Origin of the sequence: Bradyrhizobium sp. I71, from assembly GCF_022354745.1 — a bacterium.
Lineage (GTDB): Bacteria > Pseudomonadota > Alphaproteobacteria > Rhizobiales > Xanthobacteraceae > Bradyrhizobium > Bradyrhizobium liaoningense.
In genome coordinates, this window is record NZ_CP059398.1 from 4,259,868 (window position 1) to 4,277,768 (window position 17,901).

Consider the following 17,901-nt stretch of genomic DNA (forward strand, 5'->3'; position numbering starts at 1 on the left):
CGGTCCGGCAAGGAGTCCTGCATGGCCAGGCGGGTCCTCGCGATCGGCATCGAACCCGGCAATGCGGGCATGGCGGTTTCCGATTGTCGAAATCTCCGCCAGGATCGAACTTTGTCTTCCTCTTGAGCGACCAAGGCATATTGGTTTCGAAGCGGATCGGGATCTGACATGAAATTTGCTGCTTTGGCTTTTTCGTGCCTCTTTTCGTGCCTTCTAGCGTTCTCGATGCCCGCCAATGCAAGTGACGCGGGCACCTTCAATGCGATGATGGTCCTGGCCAATCAAGGAGATGCCGAGGCGCAATACCATGTCGGCATGATGTACAATAATGGCATCGGCACCCAACAGGATCGCAGCCGGGCGTTCGAGTGGTTTCAGAAAGCGGCTGCGGCCAACGATCCGCTGGGAGCCTACAAGCTCGGCTGCTACTACGACGGCCAAGGCGTGGGCATCGTCGCAACCGACCAGGATCAGGCGTTGAAATACAAGCTTGTTTCCGCCAAAGCCGGTTATGCGCGTGCCCAGCACGATGTCGCTCTTCTGTACGACAGACGAGGAGATTCGGAAGAAGCGCTGAAATGGTGGAAGATGGCCGGCGATCAGGGACTTCCTGGCGCCCTGTTCGGCCTGTCCCGCGCGTACTCCGCCGGAAAGGGAACGCCGAGAGACCTGTCTCTGTCGTATGCGTACTTCAAGCTCTCGCAACTGGCGCCGGCCAAGAACGTGAACGAGATGGCTTCCATGTTGTCCAAGCCGGAGCTCGAGAAGGCCGAAAGATTGGTTTCCGAATGGAAGCCGCAACCGACTGCTTTGACGCTCAAGGCATTGAGCGGCATCAGGGCCGCAGAAGAGCACTTGAAGGTTGCCAGGAACAAGGTGTTCTGATCTTGCCCGGAAGCATGATCCGGAAAAGTGTGCAGTGGTTTTCCCTCGCGACAAACGCGGAACGCGTTTGCGCGGAGATCATGCTTGAACAACAAGCTGAAGCGCGATGACGATTCAGGCCAGTCGCATCGCGCCTTAGATCAGCCGCATCCCGCGCAGGCTGGCGTGGCCGTTCCTGCCGACGATGATGTGGTCGTGCACGGCGATGCCGAGCGGCTTGGCGATGTCGATGATCGCCTTCGTCATCTGGATGTCGGCCTGCGAGGGCGAGGGATCGCCCGAGGGATGGTTGTGCACCAGGATGACGGCGGTGGCGGAGAGTTCGAGCGCGCGCTTGATCACCTCGCGCGGGTAGACCGGGGTGTGGTCGACGGTCCCGGTCTGCTGCACCTCGTCGGCGATCAGCTGGTTGCGCTTGTCGAGGAAGAGCAGGCGGAATTGCTCCTTGTCGGCGAACGCCATGCTGGTGCGGCAATAGTCGATCACCTCGTTCCAGGACGACAACGCGTTGCGGCTGTTGACCCCGCCCTTGGCGACGCGATGCGCCGCCGCGGCGATCAGCTTGAGCTGGTTGATCGCGGATTCGCCGATTCCCTCGACCTCGCGCAGACGCGCCACCGGAGCATGCACGACCTCGGCGAAGGAGCCGAACGTCTTGATCAGGATTTTCGCCAGCGGCTTGGTGTCCCGCCGCGGCAGCGCCGGAAACAGCGCCATCTCCAGCAGCTCGTAGTCGCTGAGCGCATCGGCGCCCGCGCTGTAGAAGCGTTCGCGCAGCCGCTCGCGATGGCCGTGATAGTGCGGCGCGTCCTCAGGCTTGCTCTTGTCGTGGTCGGACTTGGCGGGCATCGCGCACAACCATGCCGCACCCGGCGCATTTTGCAACCAAGAAGAGTCCGCCCCCGGCGGCTCGCTCATTGACACGTCGCCCGGGCCCCGTCATCCGCCCGCAGCGACAGCATGCCCGGCCGGTGTGCAGATCTCGTTCAGGCGGTTGCCGGCTTCTGCGCGGCGATTGACTTGGTGGCTTCGATGCCCGGCTCGAAATCCAGATATTCGGGCGGCCGGCGGGCCAGGCGAGCCCGCTTGATACCGGCCTTCACGAACTCCTCGATATGCGCGGGAACGAGGTGCAGACGGCCGAAATCGCGGGTCAATGTCTGTTGCAGCCGGCGCCGCGTCAATTCGTCGTTGACGCCGAACCGGTCGAGATAGAGTTCGAGAATACGCAGTTTGTCATCGTCGCTCGGATAGCCCATCCGGATATGTGCATCGAAACGCCCGGCCCGCTTTGCCAGCGCTTCGTCGATCGCCTCGGGATGGTTCGTCGTCGCGATCGTGATGATGTCGTCATAGGCGGAGCCGCCGGACAGGACCTGGAGCAACTCGCCCGTGACGTCGTCCTTGTTCGCGCCCGCATAGAGATTCTGCCGGTTCTTGGTCATGAGATCGAGGTCTTCGAGGATGACGACGGTCGGGGCCAGCGTCTGTGCCAGATGATAGACCGCGCGGATGTGTTCGACCGCCTCGACGATCAAAATCGTGGCCTCACTGGCGATGTCGTTGACGAAACACTCGATCGCCGTCGACTTGCCGTCGCCGGGCGGGCCCGACAGCAGCAGTCCGCGCCGGATGCTGAGGCCTTCAGCCTTCAACATGTCGCGGTTGCGGATCGATGCGGCAATGAAATCGAGCTCGCGACGGGCGTGTTCGTGAGGAATGATATCGGCCCAGGAGCGATCCGACATGCGCGAACGGACGGTGCGCAGGTCGCGGTTGATCAGCACCACCCTGCCTTTGAACGGGGTCGATTCGCGCAGCAATTGGCGGACCAGCGAGACGACTGCGGTCTCGTCCTGCTCGCGATAGATCAATCCGATGCTGTCGAGCGGGCTCTGGCCGTATGACCGGCGCTCGGCCATTTGCACGACGAGCATGAACTGCGCGCCGGTCTCCGGGACCGTGCCGCGGAAGACGCTGCGGGGACGGATCACCTGCAATTCGCCGTCGATGGTGAGCGTGACCTTGTTGGGACGCCAGGCTGGAATGACGGCGCTGCGCTCGGCCGAGCCCAAGCCCGGAAGCTCGCTCAGCCACATCCAGCCGGGAACATCGGCCAGCTTCCGGGTCAGGATCGCGACCGTGGCGTCGTCGGTGGGAAGGGAGAGCGTGCTCGGGTCCTTGCCGCCGCAGAAGATGCGGAACAAAGTCGAATAGCCGATCTGCGGCGTCGCCGAACGCTTGATCTGCTTGTGCTGGGCCACGATGTAGCCAAGGGCGGCCGACATCGTCGCAAAGCCCTTGATGGTGTCTTCGGGTATCTCGGCGAGCAACTGGTCGCGAAGCGTCAGTGATGCCGCGGCGGACTCGGCATAGAGCTTCTTGATCAGCGGGTCGGTGGCGACGGCGGCCCCTTCGCTGACCTCGTAGACGCCGTAGACGAATTCGCCGTCCGTGTCGGTGCCATAGACGGTCGCGGTCACGTTGAGCGACGAGGCCAGGATTTCGGCGGTCTTGCGGGCCTCCGTCACCCCCTTGACCAGCCGTTCCTCGACCACAGGCTTGCCTGCGATCTCGGAGTTGCAGCGCACTACATACTTCTGGCCTGTCGACGAGCGCTCCTGCTCAACCTTGAACCACATGTTCGAAGAACCCCCGGCGCGCCGGTTGCTCCCGGCGCCGATACCCGGCGATGTCCTATCAGACAACTTTTGCGTGTTCCAGAGTGCGAGGCCGGATCCGCCGGGCAATCACCCGATCTGCTTCTCGCCGTGCCGCTCCGACAGCGTGAAGATCTCGACGCCCGTCGCGGTGACGCCGACGGAGTGCTCGAACTGCGCCGACAGCGAGCGGTCGCGGGTGACCGCGGTCCAGCCGTCGGAGAGAATCTTGACGTGCGGCTTGCCGAGATTGATCATCGGCTCGATGGTGAAGAACATGCCGGGCTTGAGCTGCACGCCCTCGCCGGGACGGCCGACATGGATGATGTTCGGCTCGTCGTGGAACATGCGCCCGAGCCCATGGCCGCAGAAATCGCGCACCACGCTCATGCCCTGCGGCTCGACGAAGCTCTGGATGGCGTGGCCGATGTCGCCGGTGGTTGCACCAGGCTTCACGGCGGCGATGCCGCGCATCATCGCTTCATAGGTGACCTCGATCAGCCGCTCGGCCTTGCGCGCGATCGGGCCGATCGCATACATCCGGCTGGAATCGCCATACCAGCCGTCGACGATGAAGGTGACGTCGATGTTGACGATGTCGCCTTCCTTCAGCGGACGGTCGCCCGGCATGCCGTGGCAGACCACGTGGTTGAGCGAGGTGCAGGTCGAGTAGCGGTAGCCGCGATACATCAGCGTCGCCGGATAGGCGCCATGGCTGAAGGCGAAGTCGCGGACGAATTCGTCGATTCTGGAGGTCGGCACGCCCGGCCCGACGATGTCAGTGAGCTCGTCGAGGCATTTTGCCACCAGCGCGCCCGCCTTGCGCATGCCGGCAAAGGCGCTCGGCCCATGCAGCTTGATCTGTCCGGTCTTGCGCAGGGAGGTATCGGTGGCTTCGACGTAGCTCATGCGTGTCAGGTCTTCTCGGGGCTGGTCTCGATATCGGCGGAAAGGATTGATTTCGGGCCCCAATTTAATGATTGCGGGCCTTCATGCAAGCCGAGGCAGAGCGTTTTCGAGCGAAGTGGCTACCGGTTCGCGTGAAGAAAACGCGTCAAAACAAGAGCTTGCCGGCCGGGCGGCGAAAGCGGCCTAATTCGGGACTTCTACGGTGGTTTCCACGGGGAGGGCGCCGCCGCGGATGCGGATTTCGCGGACCGGATAGGGAACCCGGATGCCCTCGCGCTTGAACGCGTCCCACAGCTCCAGCATCACGTCGCTCCTGACCTTGTCCATGCCGTCGGGATCGGCGATCCAGAAGGTCAGCGAGAACTTCATGCCGGCTTCCGCGAACTCGGTCAGGATGCAGGTCGGCGGCTTGCCCTTCTGCGCGCGCGGATGGGCGGCGGCGGTCTCGGCGGCGAGCGTGCAGACAAGGCGCGGGTCGGCATCGTAATTGGTGCCGAAGGCGATCTTCACCAGCGTGTTCTTGTCGGTATAGGTCCAGTTGACGACCTTCTGCGTCACCAGATCCTCGTTCGGCACCAGGAATTCGCGGCCGTCGCCGGCGGCGACGGAAATATAGCGCGTCTTCATCGCGCTGATGCGACCGGTATTGTCGCCGATGGTGACGAGATCGCCGGGCTTCACCGACTTGTCGGCGAGCAGGATGATGCCCGAGATGAAATTGGCCACGATCTTCTGCAGGCCGATACCGATGCCGACGCCGACCGCGCCGGAGAACACCGCGAGCGCCGACAGGTCGATCCCGACGGCGCCAAGCGCGATCACGATCGCGACGGTGAGTAGCCCGATACGGATGATCTTGACCAGCAGCACCTGCACCGACGGCGTCAGATCGGTGGTCGCGTTGATCCGGCTCTCGGCAAAATTGCTCGCGATGTTGGTGGCCCAGAGTGCGATGAGGAGGAGCGCACCGGCCTTGAGTGCCAGCAGCGGGGTCAGCCTGAGGCCGCCGAGCACGATCGCAAAGGAATCGAGCGCGTCCACCGTGGCGTCGAGCTGGCCGAGGATGGAGAGCGCGGCGACGAACCACGCCGTGATCGACACCAGCTTGACGATGAAGGCGTTGCGCAGCACCGAGGTCACGAGCCGGATCACGAGCCAGGCGAAGCCCAGCTTGGCTGCGACCATCAGGAGATAGCTGCGGCTCGGCCAGGTCGCGTGGTACATCACCACGCGCGAGATGATCACGAGCAGCGTGAACACCGCCGTGGAGGCGCTGGAGACCATCACCCGGACGAAATGCCGGAGCGGCAGCGGCAAGCGCATCGCCAGCGAGGTCATGTCGACGCGGCTGCGAATCGCGGTCTCCGCGGCATAGGCGATGCCGGCCGCCGCCAGGATGAGACCGAATTGCAGGTAGAACCAGGGTGAGGAGATTTCCGCCCCGACGCTGCGTGCGGTCGTCTGCACGAACTCCATGAAGTCTTTGAGGTCCATGTCCATCGGTCTCGTCGGCAAGCGGGGAGGAATTGATTCGAGGGAGCCGCAGAATCCCACAAGGGGCGCGGCCGGACCATCGATACACCGTCAAGTGAAGCGCGTTAAGGCCGCAAAATGCGGGCAGATTGCCGCGAACCATGGGAAATGGGTTGGCGCGCGAGTCCGCCGACGATAAGGATGCAATCCCAGCGATTTTTACCCGGAAGGTGGATGGCTTCCCTCGACTCCGTCAGCATCGCCATATTGCTCGGCGCCGTCCTCGTCATGGCCGGCATCCTCTCGAGCCTGCTCGCGCTGCGCTTCGGCGCACCCTTGCTGCTCGTCTTTCTTGCGATCGGCATGCTCGCCGGCGATTCCGGCCCTGGCCAGGTCCAGTTCGACGACGTCCGCACCACCTATCTGGTCGGCTCCGTCGCGCTCGCCCTGATTCTGTTCGACGGCGGCCTGCGGACGCGCTTTGCCAGCATCCGCACTGTGCTGGCCCCGTCCGTGATGCTCGCGACCGTCGGCGTGCTGCTGACCGCGATTGTCACGGCGCCGTTCGCGAAATACGCGCTCGATCTCAACTGGTCGGAATCGCTGCTGGTCGGCGCCGTGGTGGCCTCGACCGACGCGGCGGCGGTGTTCCTGCTGGTGCACACCCAGGGCCTGCGCCTGCGCCCGCGCGTCGGCGCGACGCTGGAGGCGGAATCCGGCACCAACGACCCGTTCGCGATCTTCCTCACGCTCATGCTGGTGGAATACATCTCGATCGGCTCGAGCTCGCCCGGCCATGTGCTGATGGAGTTCATTCAGGAGGCGGTCCTGGGTGCCATCGTCGGTGTCATCGGCGGGCGCCTGGTCGTGATCGCGCTCAACAAGGTGGCGCTGCCGCAGGGCCTGCATGCCCCGTTCGTGGCCACAGCTGCACTCGTGATCTTCGGCGGCTCGCAGATCATGCACGCCTCCGGCTTCCTCGCGGTCTACCTTGCCGGCATCATCATCGGCAACCGGCCGACGCGCGCGCATAATTCGGTGGTGACGTTCCTCGATGCCGCGACCTGGCTGGCGCAGATCGTGATGTTCGTGCTGCTCGGGCTCTTGGTCTCGCCGAGCCGCCTCGGCACCAGCATATTGCCGGCCGTCGCCGTCGCGCTCGTGCTGATGCTGGTGGCGCGGCCGCTCGCGGTGTTCGTGTGCCTTGCCCCGTTCCGCTTCAACTGGCGCGAGAAGATCTTCATTGCCTGGACCGGCCTGCGCGGCGCGGTCGCGATCTTCCTGGCCTCGATCCCGATGCTGGTCGGGCTCTCCAAGGCCTATCTCTATTTCGACGTCGCCTTCGTCGTCGTCATCATCTCCCTCCTGCTGCAGGGCTGGACGCTGGCGCCCGCCGCACGCAAGCTGCACGTGGCGCTGCCGCGCGCCGAGCGCGGCCCGCGGCGCGTCGAACTGGATCTGCCCGGCCAGCTCGAGCAGCAGCTGGTCGGCTATCCGGTGCGGCCCAAGAGCCTGTATTTCCGCCGCGGCCTGATCCCGTCCTGGTCCAAGCCGACGCTGGTGATCCGCAACGAGAACATCCTGACGCCGGCGGAAGCCGACCCGATCGCGCCCGGCGACTACATCTATCTGCTGGCCCCGCCTGAAAAGGCCGAGTCGCTCGACCGCTTCTTCGTCGACATGCAGCCGAGCACGGCGCCTGATCCGCATCTGCTCGGCGACTTCATGGTCTCCGGCGACCACACACTCGCCGAGCTCGCCGAGATCTACGGCGTCAAGGTCGGTGAAGACGAAGGCAAGCTGACCTTGGCGGACTATTTCGACGTCCATCTCGACCGCGCGCCGAAGGAGGGCGCCGAGCTCGCCCTGGACGAGATCGTCCTTGTCGCGCGCTCGATCTCCGGCGGTCGCGTCAATCTCGTCGGCTTGCGTCTGCCGGAAGAAGACGAGACGCCCCCGCCGCTGACGCGCGCGCAGGCGCTTCGGAAGAAGCTCGCGGACCTGTGGACCTCGGTGGCAGGGGTTTAGCGTATGATCCGGGTTCGCCATTCGTGCGCCCCGGGATGACGAGAATAGGGAACCGCCACCAAATCGCCGCAACCGCCGAAGATTTGCGCGGTTTCGTGAGCGCGAAACCGGAACGCTCCGCGGCGCCGCTCGTTCTAAGCCGCGAAACAGCTTGAACCGACAGGAGCATGCCAATGCGAAAGTTCATCCTTCCGATCGCGATGGCCCTTACGCTCGGCGCGGCGGCGCCGGCGATGGCCTATGACACCGGCGATCAGATCTCGATGCAGGTCGCGCTCGATGTCGCGAGCGCTCTCGGCGTCGTGACGGTCTCGCACACGAACTTCCTCGGCGATGAATGGGAGATCGAGGGTCGCGACCGCGCCGGCCGCTGGATGGAGGTGGACGTCGATGCCCGAACGGGCGAGGTCCGCAACGTCGACCGCGGCTGGTAGCCGAAAGGAACACTGTGGCCCGGGTGGAGCGCAGCGGCGAAATCCGGGCTACCGCCGCCTCACGCCAGCACCTTGACCCCGCCGACCGACGTCACGCGGCCCTGCTTCAGCAAAACGATCTGCGTCGCGAGCTGGCGCAGCTCCGCGGCGTCGTGGCTGACATAGACCATCGGCACGTTGGCTTCATCCCGCAGCCTCACCAGATAAGGCAGGATCTCGAGCTTGCGGCCCTCGTCGAGCGCGCCGAGCGGCTCGTCGAGCAGCAGCAGCCGCGGCTTCGAGAGCAGCGCGCGTCCGAGCGCGACGCGCTGGCGCTCGCCGCCCGAGAGCTTTCCGGGACGGCGATCGAGCAGCGCGCCGATGTCGAGCAGGTCGATGATGCGCTTGTGCTGGGAGGGATCGGGCGGCAGGCGGTTCATCCGCCGTCCATAGTCGAGATTCTGCGCGACGTTGAGGTGCGGAAACAGCCGCGCGTCCTGGAACACATAGCCGATGCGGCGCCGCCAGGTCGGGACATGGATGCCGGCCGCGGTGTCGTCGACGGTTTCGCCGTCGATCACGATGGTGCCGCGGTCGGGCCGCAACAGCCCTGCGATCATGTTGACCAGTGACGTCTTGCCGGCGCCCGAGGCGCCGAACAGGCCGATGGCACGGCCTTCGCTGGCGAAGGATGCATGCAGCGAGAATTCGCCGAGCTGCTTTTCGATGTCGACGCGCAGCATGGTCAGTTTCCGTGCAGCCGCGCGGTGGCGCGGCGGGCGAACCACTCGGCGGCAATCAACGCGCCCAGCGCCAGCACGATCGAGACGATCACCAGCCGTCCCGCCGCGGCATCGCCGTCCGGCGTCTGGATCAGCGAATAGATCGCCGAGGATATCGTCTGGGTCTCGCCGGGAATGTTGGAGACGAAGGTGATCGTCGCGCCGAACTCGCCGATCGCCTTGGCGAAGCCGAGCACCATGCCGGCGAGCACGCCGGGCAGCGCCAGGGGCAGCGTCACCGTGAAGAACACTTTCCACGGCGCGGCGCCGAGCGTCTCGGCCGCCTGCTCGAGCCGGCGATCGATCGCCTCGATCGACAGCCGCATCGGGCGGACCAGCAGCGGAAACGCCATCACGCCGCAGGCCAGTGCTGCGCCGGTCCAGCGGAATGAAAAGACGATGCCGAGATAGTCGGCGAGGAAGCCGCCGACGAGGCCGCGGCGGCCGAACGTCAGCAGGAGCAGATAACCGGTGACGACAGGCGGCAGCACCAGAGGCAGATGCACGACCGCGTCGAGCAGCGACTTGCCCCAGAAATCACGCCGCGCGAGCAGCCACGCCAGCGCGATGCCGAATGGCGTCGCCACCAGCGTTGCGATGATGGCGACCCTGAGCGAGAGCAGGATCGCCGTCCATTCGGCGGGAGAGAGGTCCGACATCAAGCCGCAGATATCACATCGCAAGCCCTAAGTTATGGGACTGACCAGGAACTTGAAGCCGTACTTCTCGAAAATGGACTTGGCCGCCGAGGAGCGCAGGAACGCCAGATAGTCGCCGGTCTCACCCTTCGCGGTCGCGGTCGCGGCGACGGGATAGACGATCGCGGGATGCGAAGCCGCCGGGAAGGTGCCGATGGTCTTCACGCCGGGCTCGACCTTGGCGTCGGTCGAGTAGACGATGCCGAGACCGGCTTCGCCGCGGGCCACCAGCGTCAGCGCGGCGCGGACGCTCTCGGCCATGGCGAATTTCGGCTCCGCGGCCTGCCAGGCGCCGAGCTTCTCCAGCGCGGCCTTGGCATACTTGCCTGCTGGCACGGACTTGACGTCGCCGGTCGCGATCCTGCCGTCGCCGGCGAGCCTGGCGAGGTCGAAGCCTTGCGCGATGTCGACGTTGTCGATCCTGGCATCCTTCGGCGCGATCAGCACGATGCTGTTGCCGAGCAGGTTGACCCGGGTCGGCTCGTTGATGGTCTTCTTGGAGATCGCGTAGTCCATCCAGTCGGTGTCGGCCGAGACGAACACGTCGGCCGGCGCGCCCTGCTCGATCTGCTTGGCCAGCACCGAGCTTGCCGCATAGCTGACGCTGAACTTGACGCCGGTCTTGGCGGTGTAGGCGGCGTCGATCTCGTCCAGCGCGTTCTTCATCGAGGCGGCGGCGAACACGGTGATGGTCTTGTCCTCGGCGGCGGCGGGCGAGAGGGCCGCGCCCGCGAGGATCATGAAGGCGGCGAAAAGTCCTGAAATGCGTAACATGGGGAGCGCTCCGTGCGAGTCCGCGCGCGGCAAGATGCACGCGCAAGTCTGGCGTTGGGTGGGTTGATGCGATGGGTGGAAGCGCTGCTCCACGGGGCCCGGCAGCGGCTTACGACCGGCAGGGATATCGCGATTGCGAAGATAGCAGGCTTGCGCCTCCGGTCAAAGGCGACCGTTGGTCTGACCGCATGACCCGGACGGTGCGCAGCGGCTTTCCGGAAAGGTCATGCGCAAACAACGACGTACCCGTTTATTGCGCCGGCAGGATCGCAATGGAGACCGAATTTTCCTTGGCTCCGCTGACCTGCAGGACGAAAGACTGTGCCGACAGCTCGTACTTCATGGTCTTGCGGATGCCATCGCAATCGGTCGCGCCGCTGAAGTCCACGGGCTTGAGGACCTGCCCGTCCTGGACCACGTCGACCCATGCGCCGGCCGACAGGCTGATCGTGTAGAGCCCGGCCTTCGGCGCCTTGATGCTGGTGAAGCCGGCAAAGGTGCCGTCCTTCGGCGCCCGCTCCGGCGGCGCGGGCAATTTCGCGTCGCTCGGGGCGACCAGCCCCAGCGTGATGGCCGATGCGGGCAGGGCAGCCTGCTCGCTTCCCGTGGCGAGCCTGGCGCGATCGGGTGCGGTCAGCGCGGCGCGCTCGCGCTCGATCGGCCATTTGAACTTGTCGCAGCCGCTCGGCTCCTCGGCAGCGAGGGCGGAGGTCATGCTGATCGTGAGCGCAGTGAGGAAGGTGAGGGCGCGCATGTGAAATCCCATCATTGGCCACGCGACGGCGCGAGGCTTGCGGTCAGGCTTGTTGAAAGATGGGATGCACATCCCGGGATGCCGCGGGCTTACGGCACGGCGGCAGAGGATGTTAGCGCATCAGGGGAGTACGAACCAATCAACGAGTTCGTCATCCCGGGGCGCGTGCAGCGCGAGCCCGGGATCCATAGCCACAGGCAGCAATTTGGCGAAGACTTCGGAGTTCTCACTTCGCGCCAAACTTCTCCCTGTGATGATGGGTCCCGCGTTCGCGGGGACGACATCGATCGGGCGGCGACAGCATGCCCACCCGCACATATTACGGTTTCGCGTCGCCCGCGTGCAGCACCGCCTTGCAGGCCGCGGGCATCTGCGCCAGCGTCATCGGCGGCTTCGGTTTTGGCGGCTCCGGCGGCGGCTTGGGGTGCAGCACCGCGTCGGAGAACCAGTAGGCGAGATCGGCGGGTTTGCAGCCTTCGTCCTCGGCCTGTGACGGCTGGCCCTCGCATTCGCCCGCCCCCGGCGGGCAGCGCATGCGGATGTGGAAGTGGTAGTCGTGGCCCCACCACGGCCGGATCTTCGACAGCCACGCGCGATCGCCCTTGGCCTCGCGGCACAACGCCCTCTTGATCGCGGCGTTGACGAAGATGCGCTGCACGGCGGGCTCCCGCGCGGCATCGCGCAGCACCAGCACATGGCCAGGCGTGAACACCTTGGGATCGACATCGAGCCGGTCCTGGCGCACCATCATCACCGCCGACATGTCCTCGCGCTCCTCGCGCGAGAGCCGGCGGTTCGGCATCGGCGTCAGCCAGATGTCGGCGTCGAGACCGATCTGGTGGCTGGTATGGCCTGACAGCGCCGGCCCGCCGCGCGGCTGGGCGATGTCGCCGACCAGGATGCCGGGCCATCCTGCGTCCTTGTGCGCCTTCGCCGCGAGCCGCTTGATCAGTGCGATCATGTCGGGGTGGCCGTAGCTGCGATTGCGCGACAGCCGCATCACCTGCCAATGGTCGCCGTTGACCGGAATCTGCTCCGCGCCGCCGATGCAGCCCCTGGCGTAGGAGCCGATGACATGGGCCGGCCCCTTCGACGGCAGCAGCTTTCGCGCGAACAGCTCCTTGGCGGGGAGATCGGGGTCGTTCGGATTGGCGAGCGGCGGCAGCGGCTTCGCATTGGTGCTGCCCTTGTCCTGGGCCAGCGCGCCGCCGGCAGCCAGGAGAGCGAGCGAGAGCAGGAGGAGTGTGATGCTGCGGCGACTCATGCTGATGTCCTTATAGCCCAATGCGCCATCAGGGTTAAGAACGAGGCATTGAGCGGATCGCAACGTCGCGGCGCACGGTCCAAATCGCGTCTCAAATTGCCGCTTTTTAACGGCGCAATAACCGTATCCTGCATTGACCAAAATTCGTGCGTGGAGGGAGGAATATCTGCGGTTCGCATGCAATCGCGGGCAATTTCGGAACTGATTCAGGTGCGCGCGCAGTTTTGCGCCAGATCGCCCGTTGATTGCGATGCCGGACTCGGTCCGAAGGCGCTTGCCGCCGCGGCCGCGCCGCGCAAACAGGCAGCAAGGTGCGCCTCGCGCGGACCGCGGCCGGGCAAGATTACTTTTTTTTCAGACACTTGCCTCAAGACTTGCGGCCGCCGGGGCGCGCGACTGGGACGAGTGAAGTTGAGTTTGGGGTCTCGAAGAACGAAAAAGCGAAAGCAAGACGTGCTTGCCCGCGCCGGCAGAAAGGCGCGCAAGCCGCGTTTCGCGTGCGCGCCGCGAGACCTTGTCGAGCGCGACGAAGTCCTGCGCAGCCGCGCCGAGGCGGAAGCCGCGATTGCGGAAGCGCGCAAATCCCATGAACGCCTGCGCCAGGCCATCGATATCCTGCCGCAGGGCATCGTGTTCCTCGATGCCGAAGGCCGTTACGTCCTCTGGAACAAGAAATACGCCGAAATCTACAGCAAGACCGCCGATCTGTTCGAGGAAGGCGCGCGCCTCGAGGACACGCTGCGCATCGGCGTCGCCCGCGGCGACTATCCCGAGGCCATCGGTCATGAGGACGAGTGGATCGCCGAACGTCTGCAAAAGCTCTATCAGCCCGGTGCGCGTCACGAGCAGAAGCTGTCGGACGGCCGCGTCATCCTGATCGACGAGCGCCTGACCGACGACGGCGGCGTCGTCGGCCTGCGCGTCGACATCACCGAATTGAAGCAGCGCGAGGCCTCGTTCCGCCTGCTGTTCGACGGCAATCCCGTGCCCATGATCGTCTGCGCGCTGGATGACGAGCGCATCATCGCCGTCAACGACGCCGCGGTCGCGCATTACGGCTACAGCCGGGCCGAGTTCGAGAGGCTGAAGATCCGCTCCCTGCAGGCCTTCGACAGCGAGCCGCCCTGGACCGCCGACCACTCCAGCGAGGAACAGGCCGGCCGCACCTGGAAGCATGTCAAGGCCGACGGGACGCTGATCGACCTTGCAATCTACTCCCGCGAATTGACCTATGCCGAGCGCCCCGCGGTGCTGCTCGCGCTGATGGACATCACCGAGCGCAAGCGCGCCGAGGCGCGGCTCGCCTTCATGGCCCAGCATGACGGGTTGACCGGCCTGCCCAATCGCAGCCTGCTGCGGCAGCAGATGGATGAAATGCTGCTGCACACGCGGCGCAGCGCCGAGAAGGTCGCGCTCCTGATGCTGGGGCTCGACAATTTCAAGGCGGTCAACGACACGCTGGGGCATGCAGTCGGCGACAAGCTCCTGCGCGGTGTCGCCAAGCGGCTGCGCTCGACCCTGCGCGAAGAGGACGCGCTGGCGCGGCTCAATTCCGACGAGTTCGCGATCGTGCAGGGCGGACTGACCCGTCCCGAGGACGCGGTGATGCTGGCCAAGCGCCTCCTGGAAGCCATCGCCGATCCCTATCTGCTCGACGGCCATTCCGTGGTGATCGGCGCCTCGATCGGCATCGCCATGTCGCCCGGCGACGGCGACGATTCCGAGAAGCTGCTCAAGAGCGCCGACATGGCGCTGTCGCGCGCCAAGCTGGACGCGCGCGGCACCTTCGCCTTCTTCGAGGCCGCGCTGGATGCAAAAGCGCAGAGCCGCCGCAAGACCGAAGTCGAGCTGCGCGACGCGATCCAGAACGACGTGCTCCGTCCCTATTACCAGCCGCTGATCGATCTCCAGAGCGGCCGCATCACCGGCTTCGAGGCGCTGGTGCGCTGGCCGCATGCCGAGCGGGGCATGGTCTCGCCGGCCGAATTCATTCCGGTCGCCGAGGACACCGGCCTGATCAATCCGCTCGGCGGGCAGATGCTGCGTCGTGCCTGCCTCGATGCCGCGGCCTGGCCCGACGACGTTCGCGTCGCCGTCAACCTGTCGCCGCTCCAGTTCCGCAGCGGCAATCTGCTCTCGGTGGTGACGGACGCACTGAAACATTCCGGCCTGCCGCCGCGCCGGCTCGAGCTCGAGATCACCGAGACGCTGCTCCTGGAGAAGAGCGCGCAGGTGCTGGCGACGCTGCACGCGCTGCGCGCGCTCGGGGTGCGCATCTCGATGGACGATTTCGGCACCGGCTATTCCAGCCTCAGCTATTTGCGCAGCTTCCCGTTCGACAAGATCAAGATCGACCAGTCCTTCGTGCGCGATCTCGGCGCCAACCGCGAGGCGCAGGCGATCATCCGCTCCATCGTCAGCCTCGGCAAAGGACTGGGCGTCACCATCACCGCCGAAGGCGTCGAGACCGAAGCCGAGCTGAGCTGTCTTCGCGCCGAAGGCTGCCACGAGGGCCAGGGCTTTCTGTTCAGCAAGGCCCGGCCGAATGCAGAGATCGTCAGCCTGCTCGCCGCACAGCGCGGGATTGATGCCGCCGATGACGAGGACGCTGCGCTGGTGGCGTGATCTCTCGTTCCTTTGGTACGTAAGGGACGCGCCGCTCTCTCGGTTAACCTCTCCCGCTTGCGGGAGAGGTCGCGCCGGGGGCGCGGGTGAGGGTTCTTTCCTCTGGGGGATTGCCTCGTTGCGGATAAACCCTCTCCCCAACCCTCCCCCGCAAGCGGGCAGGGCAATCGCATATGGATTTCACGGGGATTGTCCGCTGGCTTGCTCCGCCTTTCCCGCTTGCGGGCAGGGCTATCGCATATGAATGACACGGGGACTGTCTGCAGGCTTGCTCGGCCTCTCCCGCTTGCGGGAGAGGCCGACGCGCTCGCAGAGCGCGGCGGGTGAGGGCTCTCGCCACGCAGGGACGTTCTCAGTTAATCTCAATAATCCCAGCACGGAGACACCCTCTCCCCAACCCTCCCCCGCAAGCGGGGGAGGGAGCCTAGTGCCGATGCCGCCGCACCATGCGCACCATATGCGATTGCCCTGCGCAAGCGGGGGAGGGAGCGCAGCGTCACTTGTGGCTGCGGTTAGCGACCTTCCGCCAAGAGCGTCTTCCCCACATCCTCATAGTGCGTGTCCCGCGCCTGGATCTGCTGCGCGATGGCGTGCATGTCGCGGAACCGGCGCTCGAACGGGTTGCTGCGGAACACCGCGGTCGCGCCGGCCATGTGATAGGCCGTGTCGACCACGCGTGCGGATTGATGGATGGTCCAGGTCGCGGCGAGGCGGACCGCGCTGCGATGCGCCGCGCTGAATTCGCCGGTCGCAGACAGGTCGCGCCACATCGCGTTCGCAGCCGCATAGAGATAGGCGCGGGCGGCACGCAAATCACCCTCGGTGCGGCCGATCAGCCCCTGGACCGCACCGTTGTCGCGCATGGCGCCGGCCGCCAGCGATTGGTGCTTCTCCCGTGCCAGCGTGATAGCGGCATCCAGCGTGGCGCGCGCGACGCCCAGCGACACCGCGGCAAAGCCGAGGCTGAAGGTCGCGCCGGTGCCGATCTTGTAGAGCGGGCCCGGCTCGCGCAGCGCCGACGGCACGTCGCGAAACGCCGTGAAGCGCTCGGGGATGAAGAGGTCGTTGACTTCGTAAGAGTCCGTGCCGGTGCCGGCGAGCCCGATCGCCTGCCAGACGTCGTGCAGGGTCGCGTGCGCAACCGGAAACAGGATGGTGCGCAGCTCCGGCGACCCGTCGGCATTCTTGCGCGGCACGCCGTCAGCTCCGACGATGCGGACATGCGCGCCCAGCCAGCTCGCCTGCCGCGAGCCTGAGGCGAAGTCCCAGCGCGCGGTGACGCGATAGCCGCCCTCGCCGATGCGTGCCTCATGCGCGATCGCGCCCCAGGCGAGGATGCCGGGCGGGGTGTTGAAGATTTCCTGCGCGGTGTCGTGATCGAGCCAGGCCGCGATCATCGCGCAGACACTGCACTGGCCGAGACACCAGGCCGTCGAGGCATCCGCCTTGGCGATTTCCTCCAGCATCTGCATGAAGGCTTCCGGCGCGGCTTGCGCGCCGCCGAGGCTCTGCGGCAGCAGCGCCCGGTAGAGCCCGTTCTCGATCAGCGCGGCAACGACGCCCGGCGTCAGCCGCCGTGTCCGCTCGATCGCGTCGGCTTCGCGTGCAATCAAGGGGGCGAGGGCTCGCGCCCGCTCGACCAGACCAAATCCGGGAAGCTCGGACATTCGCGCTGTCTCGCCCCTTCTGCCGTGAGCGGTAGAGGCGCGATGGTGATCCATCTGGCTGATGGGATCAAGGCGACGCCGTCGGCCGGAACGGGCGCGTCATGGCCTGCCGCGGCGGTTCCGTTGACTTGGGTCAAGTCGAATTCGGCGGGCGAGCCCCATAATTTAATTGCAACGAAGGGCGGGACCTCGGGAGGCACACGATGCGACATCAGATGCTTGCAGCAGCCCTGCTGCTCCCCCTCCTCGGCAATTCCTCGCTCGCGCAAGCGCCTGCCGACCACCAGGCCCATCATCCGGATCAGAAGGACGCGCCTGCGGCCAGTCCGGCCGCGCCGCCGGAGCCGCCGCGCAGCACCGCTCCATCTCAGGGCAGGATGGGCGGCGGTATGATGAACATGATGGGCGGCAACATGCCGATGTCCGACATGATGCGGATGATGGGCATGATGCGTCAGTCCGGCGGTGACTGCATCAGCGGGATGGAGACCGTCGATCGCGTGGAGGGCCGGATTGCCTTTCTGCGCACCGAGCTCAAGATCACCGATGCTCAAGCGCCGGCCTGGAACGCGTTCGCCGATGCGCTGCGCGCGAATGCCAAGGCTCTCGGGGAGCTCCGCGGGTCGATGGCCGGCTCCGGGTCAGAGACCTTGCTGGATCGCGTGACCTGGCAGGAAAAATGGCTGTCGGCGCGGCTGGAGGCCACCCGTGCGATGAAGTCGGCGCTGACCAACCTTGTCGGCACCCTTTCCGACGAGCAGAAAAAGACCGCGGACGAATTGCTCGCGCCCAACATGGGCATGATGCCGATGATGCAGGGTGGCCGGATGGGCGCCATGCCGATGCAGGGCGGAAGATGAGGGCTTCACCCGCATCCTCGCCATGTCTCGAGAATGTTGGCAACTGCGGCATGCTTTCTGGACCGTAGCGGCGCGGCAATGTAGCTTCGGCGGTTGATTGAATTAATGA

The 17,901-nt window shown here is 65.6% G+C and carries 15 protein-coding genes; 5 read left to right on the forward strand and 10 right to left on the reverse strand.

Going from position 1 to position 17,901, the window contains the following annotated elements:
* Positions 1-168 precede the first annotated feature (168 nt).
* On the forward strand, positions 169-885 hold the full coding sequence (locus FJV43_RS20605; protein ID WP_239620346.1) for a tetratricopeptide repeat protein: 717 nt from the start codon (positions 169-171) through the stop codon (positions 883-885).
* A 135-nt stretch (positions 886-1,020) separates the two neighbouring features.
* Here the strand turns inward: FJV43_RS20605 and radC are convergent, their stop codons facing one another.
* From radC to FJV43_RS20625, 4 genes are all read right to left on the reverse strand, one after another.
* Positions 1,021-1,734 carry a DNA repair protein RadC gene (gene radC, locus FJV43_RS20610; RefSeq protein WP_239620348.1) on the reverse strand — a complete coding sequence of 238 codons (714 nt, stop codon included), beginning with the start codon at positions 1,732-1,734 and terminating at the stop codon, positions 1,021-1,023.
* 137 nt (positions 1,735-1,871) lie between these two features.
* Positions 1,872-3,527, reverse strand: a complete 1,656-nt coding sequence (locus FJV43_RS20615) for an ATP-binding protein (RefSeq protein WP_239620350.1) — start codon at positions 3,525-3,527, stop codon at positions 1,872-1,874.
* Positions 3,528-3,635: 108 nt separating this feature from the next.
* Positions 3,636-4,454, reverse strand: a complete 819-nt coding sequence (map, locus tag FJV43_RS20620) for a type I methionyl aminopeptidase (protein WP_028179759.1) — start codon at positions 4,452-4,454, stop codon at positions 3,636-3,638.
* Positions 4,455-4,637: 183 nt separating this feature from the next.
* A complete protein-coding gene (locus FJV43_RS20625) occupies positions 4,638-5,954 on the reverse strand; it encodes a mechanosensitive ion channel domain-containing protein (protein ID WP_239620352.1) in 1,317 nt (438 codons plus the stop codon).
* Positions 5,955-6,161: 207 nt separating this feature from the next.
* Here FJV43_RS20625 and FJV43_RS20630 point away from each other — a divergent pair, with 207 nt between their 5' ends.
* Positions 6,162-7,955: a potassium/proton antiporter gene (locus FJV43_RS20630; RefSeq protein ID WP_239620354.1), complete on the forward strand. Its 1,794-nt coding sequence runs from the start codon at positions 6,162-6,164 to the stop codon at positions 7,953-7,955.
* Positions 7,956-8,128: 173 nt separating this feature from the next.
* Positions 8,129-8,389 (forward strand): PepSY domain-containing protein, encoded by a 261-nt coding sequence (locus FJV43_RS20635; protein ID WP_239620355.1) that lies wholly within the window; start codon positions 8,129-8,131, stop codon positions 8,387-8,389.
* Between the two features lie 59 nt (positions 8,390-8,448).
* Here FJV43_RS20635 and modC read toward each other — a convergent pair whose 3' ends face one another.
* The 5 genes from modC to mepA all read right to left on the reverse strand — a co-directional run bounded on the left by modC (position 8,449) and on the right by mepA (position 12,640).
* Positions 8,449-9,111 (reverse strand): molybdenum ABC transporter ATP-binding protein, encoded by a 663-nt coding sequence (modC, locus tag FJV43_RS20640; protein WP_239620357.1) that lies wholly within the window; start codon positions 9,109-9,111, stop codon positions 8,449-8,451.
* A gap of 2 nt (positions 9,112-9,113) precedes the next feature.
* Positions 9,114-9,809, reverse strand: a complete 696-nt coding sequence (gene modB, locus FJV43_RS20645; RefSeq protein ID WP_194391140.1) for a molybdate ABC transporter permease subunit — start codon at positions 9,807-9,809, stop codon at positions 9,114-9,116.
* A 27-nt stretch (positions 9,810-9,836) separates the two neighbouring features.
* Positions 9,837-10,622, reverse strand: a complete 786-nt coding sequence (gene modA / locus FJV43_RS20650; protein ID WP_239620359.1) for a molybdate ABC transporter substrate-binding protein — start codon at positions 10,620-10,622, stop codon at positions 9,837-9,839.
* 250 nt (positions 10,623-10,872) lie between these two features.
* Positions 10,873-11,376, reverse strand: coding sequence for a hypothetical protein (locus FJV43_RS20655; RefSeq protein ID WP_239620360.1), 504 nt, complete (start codon positions 11,374-11,376; stop codon positions 10,873-10,875).
* A 319-nt stretch (positions 11,377-11,695) separates the two neighbouring features.
* Positions 11,696-12,640, reverse strand: a complete 945-nt coding sequence (gene mepA / locus FJV43_RS20660; protein WP_239620362.1) for a penicillin-insensitive murein endopeptidase — start codon at positions 12,638-12,640, stop codon at positions 11,696-11,698.
* A 453-nt stretch (positions 12,641-13,093) separates the two neighbouring features.
* Between mepA and FJV43_RS20665 the strand changes: the two genes are divergently transcribed.
* Positions 13,094-15,265, forward strand: coding sequence for an EAL domain-containing protein (locus tag FJV43_RS20665; protein WP_239620363.1), 2,172 nt, complete (start codon positions 13,094-13,096; stop codon positions 15,263-15,265).
* A gap of 512 nt (positions 15,266-15,777) precedes the next feature.
* Here the strand turns inward: FJV43_RS20665 and FJV43_RS20670 are convergent.
* Complete coding sequence (locus FJV43_RS20670) at positions 15,778-16,932, reverse strand: acyl-CoA dehydrogenase family protein (protein WP_239620365.1); 1,155 nt, start codon at positions 16,930-16,932, stop codon at positions 15,778-15,780.
* Between the two features lie 398 nt (positions 16,933-17,330).
* Between FJV43_RS20670 and FJV43_RS20675 the strand changes: the two genes are divergently transcribed.
* On the forward strand, positions 17,331-17,792 hold the full coding sequence (locus FJV43_RS20675; RefSeq protein WP_239620367.1) for a Spy/CpxP family protein refolding chaperone: 462 nt from the start codon (positions 17,331-17,333) through the stop codon (positions 17,790-17,792).
* The last annotated feature ends 109 nt before the right edge of the window (positions 17,793-17,901 follow it).

Excerpts from the sequence above, each read along its gene's own strand:
- FJV43_RS20625 (WP_239620352.1), bottom strand. The coding sequence starts at position 5,954 with ATGGACATGGACCTCAAAGACTTCATGGAGTTCGTGCAGACGACCGCA.
- modB (WP_194391140.1), bottom strand. The coding sequence starts at position 9,809 with ATGTCGGACCTCTCTCCCGCCGAATGGACGGCGATCCTGCTCTCGCTC.
- modA (WP_239620359.1), bottom strand. The coding sequence starts at position 10,622 with ATGTTACGCATTTCAGGACTTTTCGCCGCCTTCATGATCCTCGCGGGC.
- map (WP_028179759.1), bottom strand. The coding sequence starts at position 4,454 with ATGAGCTACGTCGAAGCCACCGATACCTCCCTGCGCAAGACCGGACAG.
- mepA (WP_239620362.1), bottom strand. The coding sequence starts at position 12,640 with ATGAGTCGCCGCAGCATCACACTCCTCCTGCTCTCGCTCGCTCTCCTG.
- FJV43_RS20635 (WP_239620355.1), top strand. The coding sequence starts at position 8,129 with ATGCGAAAGTTCATCCTTCCGATCGCGATGGCCCTTACGCTCGGCGCG.
- FJV43_RS20605 (WP_239620346.1), top strand. The coding sequence starts at position 169 with ATGAAATTTGCTGCTTTGGCTTTTTCGTGCCTCTTTTCGTGCCTTCTA.
- FJV43_RS20675 (WP_239620367.1), top strand. The coding sequence starts at position 17,331 with ATGATGGGCGGCAACATGCCGATGTCCGACATGATGCGGATGATGGGC.
- FJV43_RS20670 (WP_239620365.1), bottom strand. The coding sequence starts at position 16,932 with ATGTCCGAGCTTCCCGGATTTGGTCTGGTCGAGCGGGCGCGAGCCCTC.
- FJV43_RS20655 (WP_239620360.1), bottom strand. The coding sequence starts at position 11,376 with ATGCGCGCCCTCACCTTCCTCACTGCGCTCACGATCAGCATGACCTCC.
- modC (WP_239620357.1), bottom strand. The coding sequence starts at position 9,111 with ATGCTGCGCGTCGACATCGAAAAGCAGCTCGGCGAATTCTCGCTGCAT.
- FJV43_RS20615 (WP_239620350.1), bottom strand. The coding sequence starts at position 3,527 with ATGTGGTTCAAGGTTGAGCAGGAGCGCTCGTCGACAGGCCAGAAGTAT.
- radC (WP_239620348.1), bottom strand. The coding sequence starts at position 1,734 with ATGCCCGCCAAGTCCGACCACGACAAGAGCAAGCCTGAGGACGCGCCG.
- FJV43_RS20630 (WP_239620354.1), top strand. The coding sequence starts at position 6,162 with ATGGCTTCCCTCGACTCCGTCAGCATCGCCATATTGCTCGGCGCCGTC.